Source organism: Gallalistipes aquisgranensis (assembly GCF_014982715.1).
Lineage (GTDB): Bacteria > Bacteroidota > Bacteroidia > Bacteroidales > Rikenellaceae > Gallalistipes > Gallalistipes aquisgranensis.
The window spans coordinates 207,173-225,453 of record NZ_JADCJY010000002.1; the positions used below are offsets into that span (position 1 = coordinate 207,173).

The window sequence follows — 18,281 nt, forward strand, 5'->3', positions numbered from 1 at the left end:
CCTATCGCATACGAAAGCGGCCGGAACTTATTCCGGCCGCTTTCGGTTTATGTCCGTATCACTTTCCTTTCGAAAAATTACGTTTCAGCCAGCGGGGAAATATGATCGCCCCGGCAACCAGATAGGGATAGTAGGTCACCAGCCGCCACAACACGGCGATCAGTGTGGCCGCACCCAGTTGCAGGGCGGCCGGAACGGCAATCAGGTCGCTGCAATAGTTCGTAAAGACGTACTCGGCGAATCCGCTCCCTCCCGGCGTGGGCATCACAAGCATCATGATCCACATGACCAGCTGGCGGGCGAAGAGCAGGAACTGGTCGCTCACCGAGAAAAAGGCCATGACGAGGGCGTTGGCCACCAGATAACGGGAGCTCCAGGAGAGAAAGGTGGCCAGTCCGCTTTTCAGCCAGAAACGGAATCCGTAACGCCGGATTTCGTAGGAGCTGAGCACGATATCCTCGCCCACGTGATAGGCGGCCCGGTACCAGCGGCGCAGCCACCGGAGCCGGAATATCCGCATGAGCAGCCACTTGAGTCCCTGCGGATTGAAGAAAAGCCCGTAGGAAAGCAGCAGCACGTACCCGAATTTCAGAAAATACCCGACCAGCGCAAACGTGACGAGCCCTTTGGTCACCACTCCGCCTCCGGCCACGATGTCGAACAGATTGTCGAATCCCACGACCGCCATCAGCAGAGGAAACATCACGATGAAATAGACTTCGTCCAGAAAAGAGGTCAGCATCACGATAGCCGAGCTGCGCCCCACGCTGATCCCCTCCTTGTGTACGTAGATGACCGCCACACTGGTTCCCCCAACGGCCGACGGGGTGATGGCCGAGGTAAACTCCCAAAGCATGATGATCCGGAACGCCTGCCGCCAGGAGAGATGTCCGCCGCTCAGCACCCGGATACGGATCATGTAGCCCGCATCGCGTCCCATAATAAACAGCACGGCGACCGCCAGCCAGAAAACGGTCCAACCCGTCACGCGAATGTCCCGGAAAACGGCGGGATCGAAATCCCGGTAGAACATATAAGCCACCACGGCCAGTCCGATGAGGACCGGATAGAGCGCATTGCTCAATCGGATCTTGCCGAGCGGGCTGCCCTGCGGAGGCCGTACGCGTGCGGATTTTTCGGAGGATCTCACACCGGAAGGTTTTTGACCTCCAAAGATATAATTTTTATGCCAGACTGCAATCCGGGAAGGCAGTCTCTTTCGTCCGGACTCTCCTTCGTTCCGGCGCTACTTCCGACGTTCGAGAGAAACGACCCTGCGGCACAACTCACCCTCCTGCGTCACGCCTTCCAGTGTGACGTCGTAGGTCGACGGCCGGTCGGCCGTGTAAAACGACACCGTGGCGACACCGGTGGAATCGGTTTTGATCCGGGGGTCCCAGCAGATCGTGGTACGCAGGTCGGGCGTCCGGCTCTCGCGCACTTCAGCCACTTCATATTTGGGCTGATAGAACTGTTCCGGTTTTTTGTATCCCAAATGCTGCACCTTCGCCAGCGAAGGGAGCGCCGATACCGACGAAGAGACCGAGGCCCCGTCCTTGAGCGAAATGAGAATCACGCCGCCCGAAGCCCCGAGTCCGAAGATGGCGGCCTCCGGCCCGGCCACCAGATCGACCGACTGCACGTCCGCCATGTTGACCGCATCGAGCGATTCCGGCTCCACGGCCATTTCGTCGATATAGACCAACGGAGGATCGGTACTGTTCCTCACGGATATGTCATGTCCTATCACACGCACTCCCGGAAGGGTCTGCAGCACGGCATAGATGTCCTGCCCCACATAACGGTCGATCACATCCTGCGGTATGGAACGGGTGGGGCTCACGTTGTAGAGAAGATTCTTGTTCTCCCGGCGCTGCGTGGTGACCACGACCTCGCGCATGTCGATCACCCGCATCCCCCCTTCGTAATAATAGCGCTCCTTGGACTGGTTCAGGAACGCTTCGGGAAGCGCACTTTCGCTCCGGCCCACCAACGGCCGGGGAATATGGACCTGTCGGGAGGGAAACACCTCCGGACGAATGTTCAGGGAGACCGAACGGGTACCGCCCGACTTGTTCATCGCCTGCAGGATGAACGACGTGCTGTCGGCGAAATCCAGTCCCGACATATTGAAACGGTTGCTTCCCTCCAGCTGGAACACTTCCAGATAACGCGTGGTCGGCGAAAAGATCAGAATGGAAGGACGTTTGGCGGCTCCGCCGAAAAATCCCGTGATGGAACCCGAAATGGACTGGCTCTCCTCCACCGCAAAACGTTTCGGAGGCAGATCCCCTTTCAGTATCTCCGGCAGGGAGAACCGCGTCCACCCCTGCGTCAGCATCAGCAGATCGAGACACCGCAGCGTTTCAGGTGCATCGTTCCGAAAATACCATCCGGGACTCTCGACATACCCTTTCAGATCGGAAGAGAGCAAGAGGCCCGAAAGGATATTCTCCTGTGTCGAATCCTGCACCACGGCATGACGGTCCGTCACCGAAAGAGCGAACGTTCCTACGGCCGGATTTCCCTGGCTGTCGGTCACTTTCAGTTTCAGCTCGACCCGCTCCCGTTTGTAATAGTCCGGTTTGTCCGCGGTCACGGCAGCCGCGGCTCCCCTCTTGCGGACGAATACCAGCCGTTCGGAGACGGGGGCACCCGTCACCTTGTCCACCAGTGCGAAATGCGTGATGCCTTCCGGTAACTGTTCCGTACCGATCGCCTTGGCTCCTTCACCGCCGACGCGATCCAGCGCCACCATGATCTTCCCCCTCGAATGTACGATCAGTCCCAACCGTGACAGGTCCACGTCCGGAGTCGCATAAACCTGATACAGCAACCGGCCCCGCATCTGCGCGACCCGAAGGGAGCATCCCGAAGCGGCCACGGGTGGCAGTTCGAACCGCTTGGTCTTCCCGCCCTCCGAAGTAAGCTCGGCATAATACCTCTTCCCCTGCTGGGCCAATATGTTGAACCGGCCCATCCCGAGATGCTCGGACTCCAGTTCCGCGATCTCCTCGCCCTCCTCGGAGAGAAGTCGTCCTTTCACCCCGACACCCAGTCCGTTGCTTCCGATCGCCTTGAAGGCCACGAGTTGCGCCGGACCCGGAATCAGATGCCCTCCTTCCGGGAAGAACTGCACATCGAAATCATCGCTGAACGCAGGAAGGTAGACCGTCCGGTCGAAATGGCGGTCGGGTTCGTCTATGACGAAACGGATCGAATTTTCCAGACTGTCGGCGGGCGGGGCGAACGAGATGCGGAACTCCCCCCGGTCGTCCGTCCTCTGATTGTAATTCCGTTCCCGACCCCCGAAACAGGTGCTGTAAACGAGCCGCTGCCCGGCCAACGGGTCGAGCGCGCTGTTGGTCAGCCGGCACCGTACCTCGACCAGACTGTCGGCCGTCCATCCGTAGTCCACGGCGAGATTGACGGCATCGTCGATCGGATTGACGATCCGTATGTTGCGCTCGAAAAAATAATCGGGTCCGTCGTTCTGCATCCACTGTGTATAAGCCCTCAGACAGTAATCGCCCCACGGGAGGTCGGGCGACAGTTTCAGACAGTTGTGGAATCCCCACTCGTCCGCCTTGATCTTCACACGCTGGACGAGCGAATCGCGTCGGTCGATCAGCTCCACATAGATGTACCTGGAAGCCGAAGTGGGGGTCAGCGTAATGGCGTTCACCAGAAATCCCTTGAACCAGATATTCTCTCCGGCGCTGTAATAGGGTTTGTCGGTCTGCAGATAGAGTTTCTCCGACACCCCCCGTCCATAGAATTTCATGAATCCGTCGAAAACGCGCTGTCCGAAACTCTCCGGAGCTTCGGAGACCGCCGTATCGGCCGGAATCTCTTTCGCCGACGGTTTCGCCGCGGCACGGGAAGCCTTCGGAGGACGTGCCTGCACGGCAAGGACACCGAAAAACAGGGCACAGAGCAACAGGAACCGGACGGATGTTTTCATAGGGCAGAGGGTTTTGTCGGCACAGTCGTTTAAATTTAACTGCAATGTAAACATTTTCCGGCAAAAATGTCCATCCGCCACCGAACAATTTCAGGCAAAACGCCCGATTCAGCAGGTGAACCGGCATCCGCCTCCCCTCGCTACGAACGCCCCCACGCCTTTCCGGCGCGGGAGGGGTCGGCATCCCCGACGACCACGGTCGTAAAACGCTCCGGAACCAAATATTTGCGGGCCGTGGCCAACACCTCTTCGGGCGTCGTGCTGCGCACCCGCTCCAGAAAACGGCCGATGTAGCCGTTGTCCGTCCCGTTCTGCACATTTTCAATAGTGACGTCCGCAATTCCGAACGGACCGTCAAGAATCCGCATCACCTCTCCGGCCACGATGTTCTTTACCATCTGCAGTTCCCGTTCCTCCACCGCTTCGTTCCGAAGCCGCTCCATTTCGCGGAATATCTGATCCACGGCGTCCTCCGCAGCCGCTGCGGCCACTTCGGTCGCTATCGCCATATATCCTTCGTACTCCAGGTTGACCATACCCGCGAAGACCCCGTAGGTATATCCCCGCTCCTCCCGCAGGTTGCGCACCAGCCTCGAACCGAAATAGCCGCCCAGAACGGTGGTCACCACCTGCATCGGGATGAAATCGGGATGGGTCCGGGGAAACAGGCGTGTACCCACCCGCAGGGCCGATTGCAGGGCTCCCGGATGGCTGCCGAAAGCATAGCGGAGAGAGACGGGTTCCGCCATTCCGGAAAGCCCGGCCGCATCCCCCGCCGGCAGTTTTCCGGCCAGCGCGGCGATCCGCCGCCGGGCATCGGGATTCACGTCGCCGCTGGCTACCGCAAAACAGTTCCTCCCCGTGTAGTACCTGCGGTAAAAGCGGATCAGGTCGTCCCTTCCGAGCGTATCGTACCGTTCGGCCGGCGAAGATACCCCGTACGGATGTTCCGCCCCGAACAGCGTCCGGGAAAAGAGCTCCCGTGCCTGGAAAGCCACCTTCGTCCGCTCCACAGCAAGACGCTGTTTCTGTTTGGAACAATATGTCCGCACTTCGTCCTGCGGGAACTCCGGAGCCAGCAGGATCTCCTCTGCGACCTCCATCGTCTCCGCGAAGAAACGCGAAAGCGAACAGAAAGTCACCACGGCATAATCCCGGTCGGTGCTCACTTCGTAATAGGAGCCGTAAAAGTCGAGCCGTTCGGCGATCTGTGCCGCCGTAGACCTGCGCGATCCCTCGCTGAGCAGATTCACCGCCGCCGAAGCGGAGAAGGGCACCTCCTGCAACGAGGTTCCCGCCCGGAACACGAAGCTGACGCGGACCACCTCCTGTCCGGGAATATCGACCATATAGAGCCGCACGCCGTTGTCCAGCACGTCTTCGCAAACCGGCGGCATCTCGGCCCGGCCGGGCGTCACGATCGCAGGAGGCACCGGACGTCCGGCCCCCGTCGTATTCTCTTTTCCTTTCATTCCGTTTCCGTTTTCGCATCCGCGGGCACCCCGTCGCCGGACGCCCGGTAAACGAGCGTCGAACTGCATTCCGGCACGAACACCTCCGCAGCACACTCCATCAGCCGCTCCGGGGTGAGCGACCGGTATATCTCCACCTCCCGGTTGATCAGCGGCAGGTCGCCCAGCATTTCGTAAAACCCGAGGTTCATCGCCTTGTTCATCACATTGATCTCGCCGAAGGTGGTGTTCGCCTCGAACTTGTTCTTCACCTTCTCCGCCTCTGCCGCCCCGACGGGTTCCCGTTTCAGCGACTCCAACTGCTCCCACAGGGCCGCTTCGGCCGCCTCCGGCTCCACTCCGGGCAACAGATTGCCCGTCACCACGAAAAGTCCGGGGTCCACGTCTCCCGTCACGTAGGCATTGGCGCTGGCGAACAGCCGTCCTTCCTGCACCAGTCGACGGTACAGCCGCGAGGACGTTCCCCCGGCCAGCAGATCGGAAATCATGTCCAACGGATAGAAATCCTTCCCCGTACGGCCGCACATCCTGAAAGCGACCGTCACCACCGTGGCCGGCACATCCCTTACCACCTCCAGCCTGCGGGAAACGGTCTGGAGCGGTTCCTGCGGAATCTCCGGCTTCGGATACGACACGTCGGGAAGGGGACCGAACCACTTTTCGGCCAATGCGAAGACCCGTTCCGGATCGAGATCGGCCGCCACCGAAAGAATCGCATTCGAAGGATTGTAAAAACGGCGATAGAACTCCCTGACCTCCCGGAGCGTCGCCCCCGCGATGTGTTCCGGCGTGAGCCCGATGGTCGCCCACCGGTAGGGATGCTCCTTGAACGCGAGCGCCCGCAGCAACAGCCAGAGATCACCGTAAGGCTGGTTCAGATAACGCTGCTTGTACTCCTCGATCACCACTTTCTTTTCCGCCTCCAGATTCTTCCGGTCGATTGCAAGTCCCGTCATCCGGTCGGATTCCAGCCACAGGGCGGTCTCCGTGTTGTCCACCGGAAGCGTGATGTAATAATCCGTGTAGTCGTTGTTGGTAAAGGCGTTGTTCTCCCCGCTGGCCATCTGGACCGGCACGTCGAAGTCGGGCACCTGCCCCGTTCCCCGGAACATCAGGTGCTCGAACAGGTGGGCGAACCCCGTGCGGTGCGGATCTTCATCGCGGGCCCCCACCCGGTAGAGCATGTTGACGGCGGCCATCCGGGAAAACTTCTCCCGGTGGGCCAGCACCGTAAGCCCGTTGGCGAGCGTATGTCTTTCGTAGGTTATCATCGTTTCTGTCTCTTTTTCGGAGCGGACGGATCGACCGGATGCTCGAAATCCACGGGCGGCAGTTTCCTCATCAGCGACCGGATGGCCGCCGACCGCCGCACCATGTAGGCGGACGGAGCCGCCAGATTCATACGCCGGGGATTGGGCAGGACCGTGGCGATCATCGCCGCATCGTAGTTGTTCAGATGCTCGGCCTCCTTGTCGAAAAAACGCCGGGCTGCCGCCTCCACTCCGTACACGTTCGGATGGGTCTCGATCACGTTCAGGTAGACCTCCACGATCCTCTGTTTGTTCCAGAACAGTTCGATCAGCACGGTGAACCACCCCTCAACCCCCTTGCGCAGCCATGTCCGGTCGGGATAGCAGAAGACATTCTTGGCCGTCTGCTGACTGATCGTGCTGGCTCCCAGCTTCCTCTTACGGTCCTTGCGGCGGTTGTGTTCCAGCGCCTTGTCGATCGCCTCCCAGTCGAATCCGTGATGGATCAGAAAATTATTGTCTTCGGAAGCCATCACCGCCTTGACCATTGACATGTTGATCCGGTGGAGCGGCCGCCAGCGCGAGTCGATCCGGACTCCTTCGTCGGACGCGTTTTCGAACAGCCTGATGATCTTCAGCGGGGTGAAAGTGACCGGCACCAGCCGCAGCATCAGCACATAACTCACCGAAAAGGAGAGAAAAAAGAGCGTGAAATAGACCACTATGCGTCCCAGATACTTCATCGGCAATTCCCGGACCGCAGCCGGGCTGAAAATTCCGTTGCAAATTTAACCGAATTTCCGCAAAAAAGAGCGTTTCCCGCCGGCCGGGCCCGAAATTATCCCTCCAGGGATAGGAAAATTACAGGAAAAAACGCTATCTTTGCGGTCGCAGGTACGTATCCGCGAATATCGTACCGGAGAGTGCTATCGGTAAATTATCGTAAAAACGCAACTCAATAAAAGCAAATCTTATTCTAAAAATTAAGATGGGACAGAAAAAATTCATTACGTGTGACGGTAACTACGCCGCAGCCCACATCGCCTACATGTTCAGCGAGGTAGCTGCTATTTACCCCATCACACCGTCGTCCACGATGGCCGAATACGTGGACGAATGGGCGGCCGGCGGTCGCAAGAACATCTTCGGCGAGACCGTCAAGGTGGTCGAAATGCAGTCGGAGGCAGGTGCCGCAGGAGCCGTTCACGGTTCGCTGCAGTCGGGTGCGCTGACCACGACCTTCACCGCATCGCAGGGTCTGCTGCTGATGATCCCCAACATGTACAAGATTTCGGGCGAGCTGCTCCCGGGCGTGTTCCACGTATCGGCGCGCGCACTGGCCGCACAGTCGCTCTCCATCTTCGGCGACCACCAGGACGTCATGGCCACCCGCCAGACCGGATTCGCCATGTTGGCCACCAGTTCCGTTCAGGAAGTGATGGACCTGGCCGGCGTCGCCCACCTGGTCGCCATCAAGTCCCGCGTTCCGTTCCTGCACTTCTTCGACGGTTTCCGGACCTCCCACGAGATCCAGAAGATCGAACTGATGGACCAGGAGGTGCTCGAAGGCCTGCTCGACAAAAAAGCGCTGGCCGAGTTCCGTGCCCGTGCACTGAACCCCGAACACCCCGTTACGCGCGGTACGGCCCAGAATCCCGACATCTATTTCCAGACCCGCGAGGCTGCCAACAAATTCTACGACGCCGTGCCCGACATGGTCGCCGAGGCAATGAAGGAGATCAGCAAGATCACCGGACGCACCTACAAGCCCTTTACCTATTACGGGGCCCCCGATGCGGAAAACATCGTCATCGCCATGGGCTCCGTTACGGAGACGATCAAGGAGACGATCGACTATCTGAACGCACAGGGCGACAAGGTGGGTCTGATTACCGTACACCTCTACCGTCCGTTCTCGGCCAAATATTTCCTCGACGTGCTGCCCGCCAGCGTGAAACGCATCTGCGTACTCGACCGCACCAAGGAACCGGGAGCCAACGGCGATCCGCTTTACCTGGACGTGAAAGACGTTCTGTACGGACAGAAAAACGCTCCGCTGGTCATCGGCGGCCGTTACGGTCTTTCGTCGAAAGACACCACTCCGGCCCAGATGCTGGCCGTATTCGCCAACCTGCGTGCCAATGAGCCGAAGAACCAGTTCACGGTCGGCATCACCGATGACGTGACCTTCAAGTCGCTGCCCGTCGGCCAGGAGATTTCGCTGGCCAAACCCGGCACGTTCGAGGCTCTCTTCTTCGGTCTGGGTGCCGACGGTACGGTGGGTGCCAACAAAAACTCGATCAAGATCATCGGCGGTTCGACCGATAAATACTGCCAGGCCTATTTCTCGTACGACTCGAAGAAATCGGGCGGTTACACCTCTTCGCACCTGCGTTTCGGCGACCAGCCCATCACGTCGCCCTATCTGGTGACCACCCCCGACTTCGTGGCCTGCCACGTTCCCTCGTACGTTGACAAGTACGACGTACTGAAAGGTCTCAAGAAGGGCGGTTCGTTCCTGCTGAACAGCGTGCACGATGCCGAGACGACCAAGGCTTCGCTGCCCGACCACATGAAGAAATACCTGGCCGAAAACCAGATCAACTTCTATATCATCAACGCCACGAAGATCGCCGCAGAGCTGGGTCTGGGCAACCGCACCAACACCATCATGCAGTCGGCCTTCTTCAAGATCGCCAATGTGATTCCCTTCGACAAAGCCGTCGAGGAGATGAAGAAAGCCATCTACAAATCCTACGGCAAGAAAGGCGAGGACATCGTGAACATGAACTACGCCGCCGTGGACAAGGGCGGAGCCGAAGTGATCAAGGTAGAGGTTCCTGCCGAATGGGCCAGCCTCGAGGACAAGCCGATGGAAGGTTTCCACAATCCCCGCGCCACGGAATTCGTGACCAAGATCGTGGAGCCGATCAACGCCCTCAAGGGCGACGACCTGCCCGTGAGCGCCTTCAACGGCCGCGAAGACGGAACGTGGGAGAACGGCACCGCCCAATACGAAAAACGGGGTATCGCCGTGAACGTGCCGGAGTGGCTCGTGGACAACTGTATCCAGTGTAACCAGTGTGCCTACGTCTGCCCCCACGCAGCCATCCGTCCGTTCCTTATGACCGAGGAGGAGGCCGCCGCCGCACCCGAAGGCACTACCTGCAAGCAGGGCGTAGGCCCCACCAAGGAGTACAAGTTCCGCATCCAGGTGAGCCCGCTCGACTGTACGGGTTGCAGCAACTGCGTGGACGTCTGCCCGGCCCCGACCAAGGCGCTGAAAATGCAGCCGCTCGAATCGCAGCTCAAGGAGGAGGTTCGCTGGGAATACCTCAACTACAAGGTGGGTTACAAGGACACCGTGGTGGACAAGACCAAGACCGTGAAAAACCTTCAGTTCGCACAGCCCCTGTTCGAATTCTCGGGAGCCTGCGCCGGTTGTGGCGAAACGCCCTATATCAAGGCCATCACCCAGCTCTTCGGCGACCGCATGATGGTAGCCAACGCCACGGGATGTACCTCGATTTACAGCGGTTCCGCTCCTTCGACCCCCTACTGCACCAATGCTCAGGGTCAGGGTCCCGCATGGGCCAACTCGCTGTTCGAGGACAACGCCGAGTTCGGTCTGGGTATGCACATCGGTGTCGAGAAACTGCGCGACCGCGTAGCCGAGAAGATGAAATATGCCATCGAGAACTGCTCCGAGTGCTCGGCCGAACTGAAAGCCGCCATGGGCGAATGGCTGGAAGGCAAGGACAACAGCGCCCTGAGCGCTGCCGCCAGTGCCAAGCTGATCCCGATGATGGAGGCCTGCGGATGCAAGACCTGCAAGGAACTGCTCGATCTGAAACAATATTTCGTGAAGAAGTCGCAGTGGATCATCGGCGGCGACGGTTGGGGTTACGACATCGGCTTCGGCGGTGTGGACCACGTACTGGCTTCGGGTCAGGACGTCAACATTCTGATCGTCGACACCGAGGTTTACTCCAACACCGGCGGACAGTCGTCGAAAGCCACCCCCGTGGGTGCCGTGGCCAAATTCGCTTCGGCCGGTAAACGGATCCGCAAGAAGGATATCGGCGCCATCGCCATGACCTACGGTTACGTTTATGTGGCACAGGTTTCGATCGGCGGCAGCCAGAACCAGTTGTTCCAGGTGCTGAAAGAGGCCGAGGCCTATCCGGGCCCATCGCTCATCATCGCATACGCTCCCTGTATCAATCACGGTATCAAGGGCGGCATGACCCGCACGCAGACCGTCGGCAAGGAGGCTGTTGAGTGCGGATACTGGCACCTGTGGCGTTACAACCCGCAGCTGGAAGCCGAAGGCAAGAACCCCTTCAAGTACGACTCGAAAGAGCCCGATTGGAGCAAGTTCCAGGCCTTCCTGAACAAGGAGGTTCGCTATACGTCATTGCTCAAAGCCTTCCCGGCAGAGGCACAGGAACTGTTCGCCGCAGCCGAGGAAAATGCAAAATGGCGTTACGAAACCTACCAGCGTCTGGCTAAAATGAGTTACGACAAAGAGTAGTAGTCTCCCGGAATTCGAATTCCGTACAAAAAGGAGGACGTCCGCAATGCGGACGTCCTCCTTTTTACATCAGGCACAATGGATATTCGGCATCCACACCCGAAATTTTATCGTTCCAATACGCGAAACAGGAAATCCATCTTCTCCTGCCGTATTCCGGCAGGAATCGGCCCGCAATGCCTTCCGCCTTCGATCTCCTTATAGATGACATGACGATGTCCGCTTTCGCGCATCGCCTTCACGAACCGGTCCGCATGATGCACCTTGCTGACCGACCGGTCGCCCGAAGTCTGCATGATAAAGAAAGGAATATCGGGAATCTCCCGAACCTGATCCATCGGGTTATGCTCGGTCATGCTCTCCTCGAACGTGTTGCCATATCCCCAATAGGCACACCGGAAAGTCCGGGGCAGATCGGGGCGTTCGGTAAAGTGATATTTGATATCCGTCACGGGACAGTTCGCCACACAGGCGCTGACCGGGCGCCGTGCATAACGGGTGTACAGAATGGCGCAAAAACCTCCCATGCTGCCGCCCGTCGTGACCAACGGGATCGAATCGGGAATCCCGTAGGCTTCATAAACGGCATCCACAATCCCGTCTACCATCTCCCGGGCCTGCCGGTTCATCCAGTGCCAGGGTCCACAATAAGGATAAACGATCAAATATCCCTTCTCCGCCAACATCTTCTCTTCCGAGGAAGGGGCCTCACGGAGCCTGGTATTATTCAGACCGTGGAACGAAATCATTACACCCCGGTAAGGTCCGGGCACCGAATCGAAAATCCACGCCATCTGCCGGGCTTCCCCGATCGTCAGGCCACCCCGTTCCTCCCCGACGGCGGACACCGCGACAGGAAGGGCGATACAGAAGAGGAAAAGAATGAACGACCGCTTCATACGCTGATTTTCATATACGCATACGTTATCTCAACCGGGGTTTTCCTCCTGCGGCCACGGCTTTCATCATCTTGCGCGTGTCTTCGAACTGCTTGAGCAGGCGGTTCACCTCCACGATCGTCACCCCGCTGCCCTTGGCGATCCGATTCTTACGGCTGGTATTGATCAACGAAGGATTTTCCCGCTCGGCCGGAGTCATCGAAAAGATGATCGACTCGGTCTGCTTGAAGACGTCGTCGCTGATCTCCACATTCTTGAGCGCCTTGCCCACGCCCGGAATCATCGAAGCCAGATCCTTCAGATTGCCCATCTTCTTGATCTGTCCGATCTGGGTAAGGAAATCGTTGAAATTGAACTGATCCTTGATGATCTTCTTTTTCAGTTTGCGGGCCTCATCCTCGTCGTACTGCTCCTGCGCCCGCTCTACCAGCGAAACGATGTCACCCATACCGAGAATCCGGTCGGCCATACGTTCCGGGTGGAACACCTGCAAAGCATCCATCTTCTCACCCGAAGAGATGAATTTCAACGGTTTGTTAACCACCGCACGGATCGAAATGGCCGCACCGCCCCGTGTATCGCCGTCGAGCTTGGTCAGCACCACGCCGTCGAAATCAAGACGGTCATTGAATTCACGGGCCGTATTCACCGCATCCTGCCCCGTCATGGCATCCACGACGAAAAGGGTCTCGCTCGGCCGGACCGCCTGCTTGATCGCCGTGATCTCCTGCATCATCTCCTCGTCCACGGCCAGACGTCCGGCCGTATCGACGATCACCGTATTGAGTCCCTTGCTACGGGCATACCTGATGGCGTTCTCGGCGATCTGCACCGGATTCCGGTTCCCCTCCTCCGTGTAAACCTCCACACCGATCTGGCTCCCGAGCACCTTCAGCTGCTCGATGGCGGCCGGACGGTAAACGTCACCGGCCACGAGCAACACGCCGCGTCCCTTCTTGCTTTTGATCAGATTGGCCAGTTTCCCGGAAAAGGTCGTCTTACCGGAACCTTGCAGACCGGCGATCAACACCACGGCGGGACTTCCCTCCAGCCGGATATCGGTCATCGTTCCTCCCATCAACCGGGCCAATTCGTCCCGGACGATCTTGGTCATCATCTGACCGGGCTTTACGGCTTTCAACACATCGGCCCCCAACGCCTTCTGTTTCACTTCGTCGGTGAACGATTTGGCCACCTTATAGTTGACGTCGGCGTCGATCAACGCCCGGCGAATCTCCTTCAGCGTTTCGGCCACGTTGATCTCGGTGATACGCCCCTCGCCCTTCAGAATCTTAAAGGAACGCTCCAGTTTATCGGTTAAATTCTCAAACATCGTTTCGGATTTTCAATTCTTTCCACAAATATAATCAATTTCGCGTGCAAGTCAAGAACGCACGCCGGGACACGAAACCGCCCTGCGGCACAGGATGCGCGAACCCGTCGCAAATATACGAAATAGTTCCGGGATGCAGGCTTTCCGAGCCGATTTTCAAAGGCTTCTTTCCTGCATACGAAAAGCGGCCTCTTTCCGAAGCCGCTTTCCGTATTCCGTATCTCTCCGTCCGTCTATCCCAGGAAGCTGAGCAGCACACCGGCCGCCACGGCACTTCCGATCACACCGGCCACATTGGGCCCCATGGCGTGCATCAACAGGTAATTGGTCTTGTCGTACTTGATACCCATATCCTGCGACACGCGTGCGGCCAGCGGTACGGCCGAAACACCCGCATTGCCGATCAGCGGATTGATCTTGTTTCCCTCCTTCAGGAAGAGGTTCATGAACTTCACGAACAGCACGCCCGAAGCCGTAGCGATGAAGAAGGCACAGGCGCCGATAGCGAACGTACCGACCGATTTCAAGGTCAGGAAGGTGGTCGCCTGGGTGGAGGCACCCACCGTCAGACCGATCAGAATCGTCACGATGTCGATCATCGGGCCGCTGGCCGTATTGGCCAGACGTTTCGTCACGCCGCACTCCTTGAGCAGGTTCCCGAAGAACAGCATACCCAGCAGGGGCAAAGCCGAAGGCACCAGGAAAGCCGTGAAGAGCAGTCCGATAATCGGAAAGAGGATTTTTTCGGTCTGCGAAATCTGACGGGGCGGCTTCATATGGATCACGCGCTCTTTCTGGGTGGTCAGCAGGCGCATCACGGGCGGCTGGATCAAAGGCACGAGCGCCATGTACGAATACGCCGAAATAGCAATGGCACCCATCAGGTCGGGAGCCAGCCGGCTCGACAGGAAGATGGCCGTGGGACCGTCCGCACCGCCGATGATACCGATAGCCCCGGCCTCAGCTGCCGTATAGTCGAAACCCAGCGCTCCCAATCCGAGCACCGCCATGTAGGCAGCGAAAATGCCGAACTGCGCAGCAGCGCCCACCAACATCAGTTTAGGATTGGAAATCAGGGCCGAGAAGTCGGTCATCGCACCGATTCCGAGGAATATCAGCGGAGGATACACCCCTTTCACCACCCCGAAATAGAGGTAGTTGAGCACCGAACCCTCTTCATAGATGCCCACCTCCATGCCGGGAAAGAACGGGATATTTCCCACGATGATACCGAACCCGATCGGAACCAGCAGCATCGGTTCGAAGTGTTTGGCGATCGCCAGATAGATGAAGATCATACCGATCACGATCATGACCAGATGGCCCCACGTCAGGTTGGCGAAACCCGTGAAAGTATAGAACTGCTGAAGATTATCCCCCAGGAAAGAGAAGAATCCCGGATTTGCTGCTTCTGCCAACATATGCCTAACCGATTGTCATCAGCACGTCGCCTTCGAGCACCGAATCGCCCTGGTTGACGCTGACAGATTTCACAATACCTTCCACGTCGGAGTCGATGTTGTTCTCCATCTTCATGGCCTCGAGGATCAGCAGACGCTGGCCGACCGACACGTGGTCACCCACCTTGACGGCAAGATTCAGCACCACTCCCGGCAGCGGACTCTTCACCGGCGTCCCGGCTCCGGCGGCCTGCGGTTTGGCGGTTTTAGCCACGGCGGGATGCGCATCGGTCGAAGGAACGACGGGACTCTGCACCAGTTTCGGGGTTTTGGTCTTGGCGGCCACGCCCTCCACTTCCACCGTGTAATCGACCCCGTTCACCGTCACGTTGGCCTCGTTGTCGTCAACGCTGTTCACCGCCACGGTGTAGTCGTTTCCGTTTATCTTGAATTTATACGTTTTCATACTGTTTCTGCTTATTTTTTATTGGGAATTTGACGTAACCCGTAGATCTTGGAACTCCACGGAGAGTATGCCCGGGCCACCCGGTTGATGGTCAGTACGGTAGACTCCTTGTCGTGCATCTCGCTGCGATACATGTGAAGAGCCATCGCTATGGCGGCTATTTCCGCTTCGCCGCTGAACGTATTGCCTTTCACCTTGTTCAACAACGGTTCGGAAACCTTGCCGGCAGCATTCTGGTTCTTCTGCGTCACCTTCTTCATGGTCTTGCCCAGCAGGCTGAACAGGATATAGAGGATCAGCAGCGCCGAAAACACCACGCTCATGGCCGTAATGGCCATAATGATTCCCGAAGGGTCCATCCGACGGAACTTCTCATGTTTAGGCACCTCGTCGATCACGTCATTCGTAGCTCCCGGCGTCGTCCGGGGCAGTTTCCCGAATACGGGACCTTCGTCCGTTTCCAGCACGCCGATCGAAACGTCAGGCTCCTGTTCGGAAACCTCGTAACGGATTTCATCAATCGGTTTCCCCTTTCCGCTGGCATCCAACAGGGCCAGATAACCCGTCTGGTCCAGCGTGAAATTGGTATGGAACGTTCCCTTGGTGTCGGTTCCGTCGCAGAAAAAGACAACGTAATCCCGGGGAGCGACCACCGTACGCGGATCGCCCGAAGGAATCCGGTAGGTGTACCGGTTGTCGCCCAGTTTCACCGAAAGGTGGGCCCCGGCGAGGTTGACCTTCGAATACCCGGTATTGAAGAGCTCGATCCAGCCGATCCGTTTTCCGTAGTCGTCCTCATAGTTGTCTACGTTGCGGACCATGACCTCGTTGATCCTGATGTCCTTGATGCCCTGCGCCGAAACGCCCGCACCCAGCATCAGCATCAATCCTAATGCGAACAGTCTCCTCATAGCCTACAACGGAATATTAGAGTGTTTCTTGGCCGGATTGACCAGCTTCTTGGTGGCCAGCGACTGCAGGGCGCGGATGATCCGGAACCGGGTATTGCGCGGCTCGATCACGTCGTCGATATAACCGTATTTGGCAGCCACGTACGGATTGGCGAACTTGCGCCGGTACTCCGACTCCTTCTCGGCCATGAACTTGGCCTTCTCCTCCGGATCTTCGATGGCGGCGATCTCCTTCGAAGAGAGCACCTCGATCGCTCCGGCCGGACCCATTACGGCGATTTCGGCCTGCGGCCATGCATAGTTGATGTCGCCCCGCAGATGTTTGGAACTCATCACACAGTAGGCACCTCCGTAGGCCTTGCGCAGGATCACCGTCACCTTGGGCACCGTCGCCTCGCCGTAAGCGAAAAGCAGTTTGGCCCCGTGGATAATGATACCGCCGTATTCCTGGGCCGTTCCCGGCAGGAAGCCCGGTACGTCCACCAGCGTCACGATCGGAATATTGAACGCATCGCAGAAACGCACGAAGCGGGCGGCCTTGCGCGAAGCGTTGATATCGAGCACACCGGCCAAATACTTCGGCTGGTTGGCGATAATTCCCACGCTCTGTCCGTTGAAACGGGCGAAACCCGTCACGATATTGGGAGCGAACAGGCTCTGACTCTCGAGGAATTCCCCGTTGTCCACGACGGCGCGGATCACTTCCAGCACGTCGTACGGTTTGTTCGGATTGTCGGGAATGATCTCGTTGAGCGCATCCTCCAGACGGTCGATATCATCGGTGCAGACGGTCAGCGGGGCATCTTCCAGATTATTCTGGGGCAGATAGCTCAGCAGTTTACGAATCAGCCCCATACCGTCTTCCTCCGTGTCGGCCACGAAATGGGCCACACCGCTTTTGGCTGCATGGATCGAAGCGCCGCCCAGCTGCTCCTGGCTTACCTCCTCGCCCGTCACCGTCTTCACCACCTTCGGCCCGGTCACGAACATATAGCTCGTACCCTTGCTCATGATGATGAAATCGGTCAGCGCCGGCGAATAGACGGCACCACCCGCACAAGGGCCGAAAATAGCCGAAATCTGCGGAATCACGCCCGAAGCCAGAATGTTGCGCTGGAAAATCTCCGTATAGCCGCTCAGGCTGTTCACACCCTCCTGGATACGGGCACCGCCGGAGTCGTTGATGCCGATCAGCGGAGCACCGGCCTTCATGGCCATATCCATCACCTTACATATCTTGGCCGCAAAGGTTTCGGAAAGCGAACCGCCGAAGACCGTGAAATCCTGGGCGAAAACATAGACCAGCCGACCGTCCACGGTGCCGTATCCGGTCACCACGCCGTCGCCGTAATAGGTCTCGTTCTCCAGCCCGAAATTGTGGCAACGGTGCGTGACGAACATGTCGAACTCCTCGAAACTGCCTTCGTCCAGCAGCATTTCGATCCGCTCGCGGGCCGTATATTTACCTTTCTTATGCTGCGAGTCGATCCGTTTCTGTCCTCCGCCCAGTTTGGCCTGTTCGCGCAGGCGGATCAACTCCTCGATTTTACCCTGATTGCTGCTCATAATCCCGTCAGATTATTTCTTGTTCTTATCCTCGCACAGTTCGGTCAGCACGCCGAAAGTCGATTTCGGGTGCAGGAAAGCGATGCTCAGCCCCTCGGCGCCCTTGCGCGGAGCCTTGTCGATCAGCTGCACGCCCTTGCTCTCGGCATCAGCCAGCGCATCCTCGACACCCTCCACGGCGAAAGCCACATGATGCACACCGGCCCCCTTCTTTTCGATGAACTTGGCGATCGTACCGTCTTCCGAAGTCGATTCCAGCAATTCGATCTTGGTCTGCCCCACCTTGAAAAACGCGGTCTTCACCTTCTGGTCGGCGACCTCCTCGATGTTATAGCACTTCAGGCCCAATACGTTTTCCCAGTACGGAATGGCTTCATCGAGACTCTTGACGGCAATCCCGATGTGTTCGATGTGTGAAACTTTCATGATTTTTGAAATTTTTTATAATGTAAATATAATTTATTGTTTTTCAGCATCTTCCCCTTT

At 57.9% G+C, this 18,281-nt stretch carries 13 protein-coding genes; 1 reads left to right on the forward strand and 12 read right to left on the reverse strand.

From position 1 onward, the window contains the following. Positions 1 to 58: 58 nt before the first annotated feature. The 5 genes from INF32_RS10215 to mtgA form a co-directional block, all read right to left on the reverse strand. Entirely contained in the window at positions 59 to 1,150 is a 1,092-nt protein-coding gene (locus tag INF32_RS10215; protein ID WP_226388300.1) for a lysylphosphatidylglycerol synthase transmembrane domain-containing protein, read from the reverse strand. A 96-nt stretch (positions 1,151 to 1,246) separates the two neighbouring features. Further along, positions 1,247 to 3,964, reverse strand: coding sequence for a TonB-dependent receptor plug domain-containing protein (locus tag INF32_RS10220; protein ID WP_226388301.1), 2,718 nt, complete (start codon positions 3,962 to 3,964; stop codon positions 1,247 to 1,249). 140 nt (positions 3,965 to 4,104) lie between these two features. After that, positions 4,105 to 5,436: a M16 family metallopeptidase gene (locus tag INF32_RS10225; RefSeq protein WP_226388302.1), complete on the reverse strand. Its 1,332-nt coding sequence runs from the start codon at positions 5,434 to 5,436 to the stop codon at positions 4,105 to 4,107. After that, positions 5,433 to 6,707: a M16 family metallopeptidase gene (locus INF32_RS10230; RefSeq protein WP_226388303.1), complete on the reverse strand. Its 1,275-nt coding sequence runs from the start codon at positions 6,705 to 6,707 to the stop codon at positions 5,433 to 5,435. The genes INF32_RS10225 and INF32_RS10230 overlap by 4 nt, the downstream gene beginning before the upstream one ends. After that, entirely contained in the window at positions 6,704 to 7,429 is a 726-nt protein-coding gene (mtgA, locus tag INF32_RS10235; protein WP_226388304.1) for a monofunctional biosynthetic peptidoglycan transglycosylase, read from the reverse strand. The genes INF32_RS10230 and mtgA overlap by 4 nt, the downstream gene beginning before the upstream one ends. Positions 7,430 to 7,674: 245 nt before the next feature. On the opposite strand from mtgA, the gene nifJ reads away from it, so the two are divergent. Beyond that, a complete protein-coding gene (gene nifJ / locus INF32_RS10240; protein ID WP_226388305.1) occupies positions 7,675 to 11,220 on the forward strand; it encodes a pyruvate:ferredoxin (flavodoxin) oxidoreductase in 3,546 nt (1,181 codons plus the stop codon). Positions 11,221 to 11,327: 107 nt separating this feature from the next. On the opposite strand, the gene INF32_RS10245 is transcribed toward nifJ, so the two are convergent. The 7 genes from INF32_RS10245 to mce all read right to left on the reverse strand — a co-directional run bounded on the left by INF32_RS10245 (position 11,328) and on the right by mce (position 18,221). Further along, complete coding sequence (locus tag INF32_RS10245; RefSeq protein ID WP_226388306.1) at positions 11,328 to 12,119, reverse strand: alpha/beta hydrolase family protein; 792 nt, start codon at positions 12,117 to 12,119, stop codon at positions 11,328 to 11,330. Between the two features lie 25 nt (positions 12,120 to 12,144). Next, a complete protein-coding gene (gene ffh / locus INF32_RS10250; RefSeq protein WP_226388307.1) occupies positions 12,145 to 13,452 on the reverse strand; it encodes a signal recognition particle protein in 1,308 nt (435 codons plus the stop codon). A gap of 233 nt (positions 13,453 to 13,685) precedes the next feature. Then, positions 13,686 to 14,873, reverse strand: coding sequence for a sodium ion-translocating decarboxylase subunit beta (locus INF32_RS10255; RefSeq protein WP_226388308.1), 1,188 nt, complete (start codon positions 14,871 to 14,873; stop codon positions 13,686 to 13,688). 4 nt (positions 14,874 to 14,877) lie between these two features. Further along, positions 14,878 to 15,318, reverse strand: coding sequence for a biotin/lipoyl-containing protein (locus INF32_RS10260; RefSeq protein ID WP_226388309.1), 441 nt, complete (start codon positions 15,316 to 15,318; stop codon positions 14,878 to 14,880). 11 nt (positions 15,319 to 15,329) lie between these two features. Beyond that, positions 15,330 to 16,229, reverse strand: coding sequence for an OadG family transporter subunit (locus INF32_RS10265; RefSeq protein ID WP_226388310.1), 900 nt, complete (start codon positions 16,227 to 16,229; stop codon positions 15,330 to 15,332). A 3-nt stretch (positions 16,230 to 16,232) separates the two neighbouring features. Further along, positions 16,233 to 17,795, reverse strand: coding sequence for an acyl-CoA carboxylase subunit beta (locus INF32_RS10270; RefSeq protein ID WP_226388311.1), 1,563 nt, complete (start codon positions 17,793 to 17,795; stop codon positions 16,233 to 16,235). 12 nt (positions 17,796 to 17,807) lie between these two features. After that, on the reverse strand, positions 17,808 to 18,221 hold the full coding sequence (gene mce / locus INF32_RS10275) for a methylmalonyl-CoA epimerase (RefSeq protein ID WP_226388312.1): 414 nt from the start codon (positions 18,219 to 18,221) through the stop codon (positions 17,808 to 17,810). Positions 18,222 to 18,281: the final 60 nt, after the last annotated feature.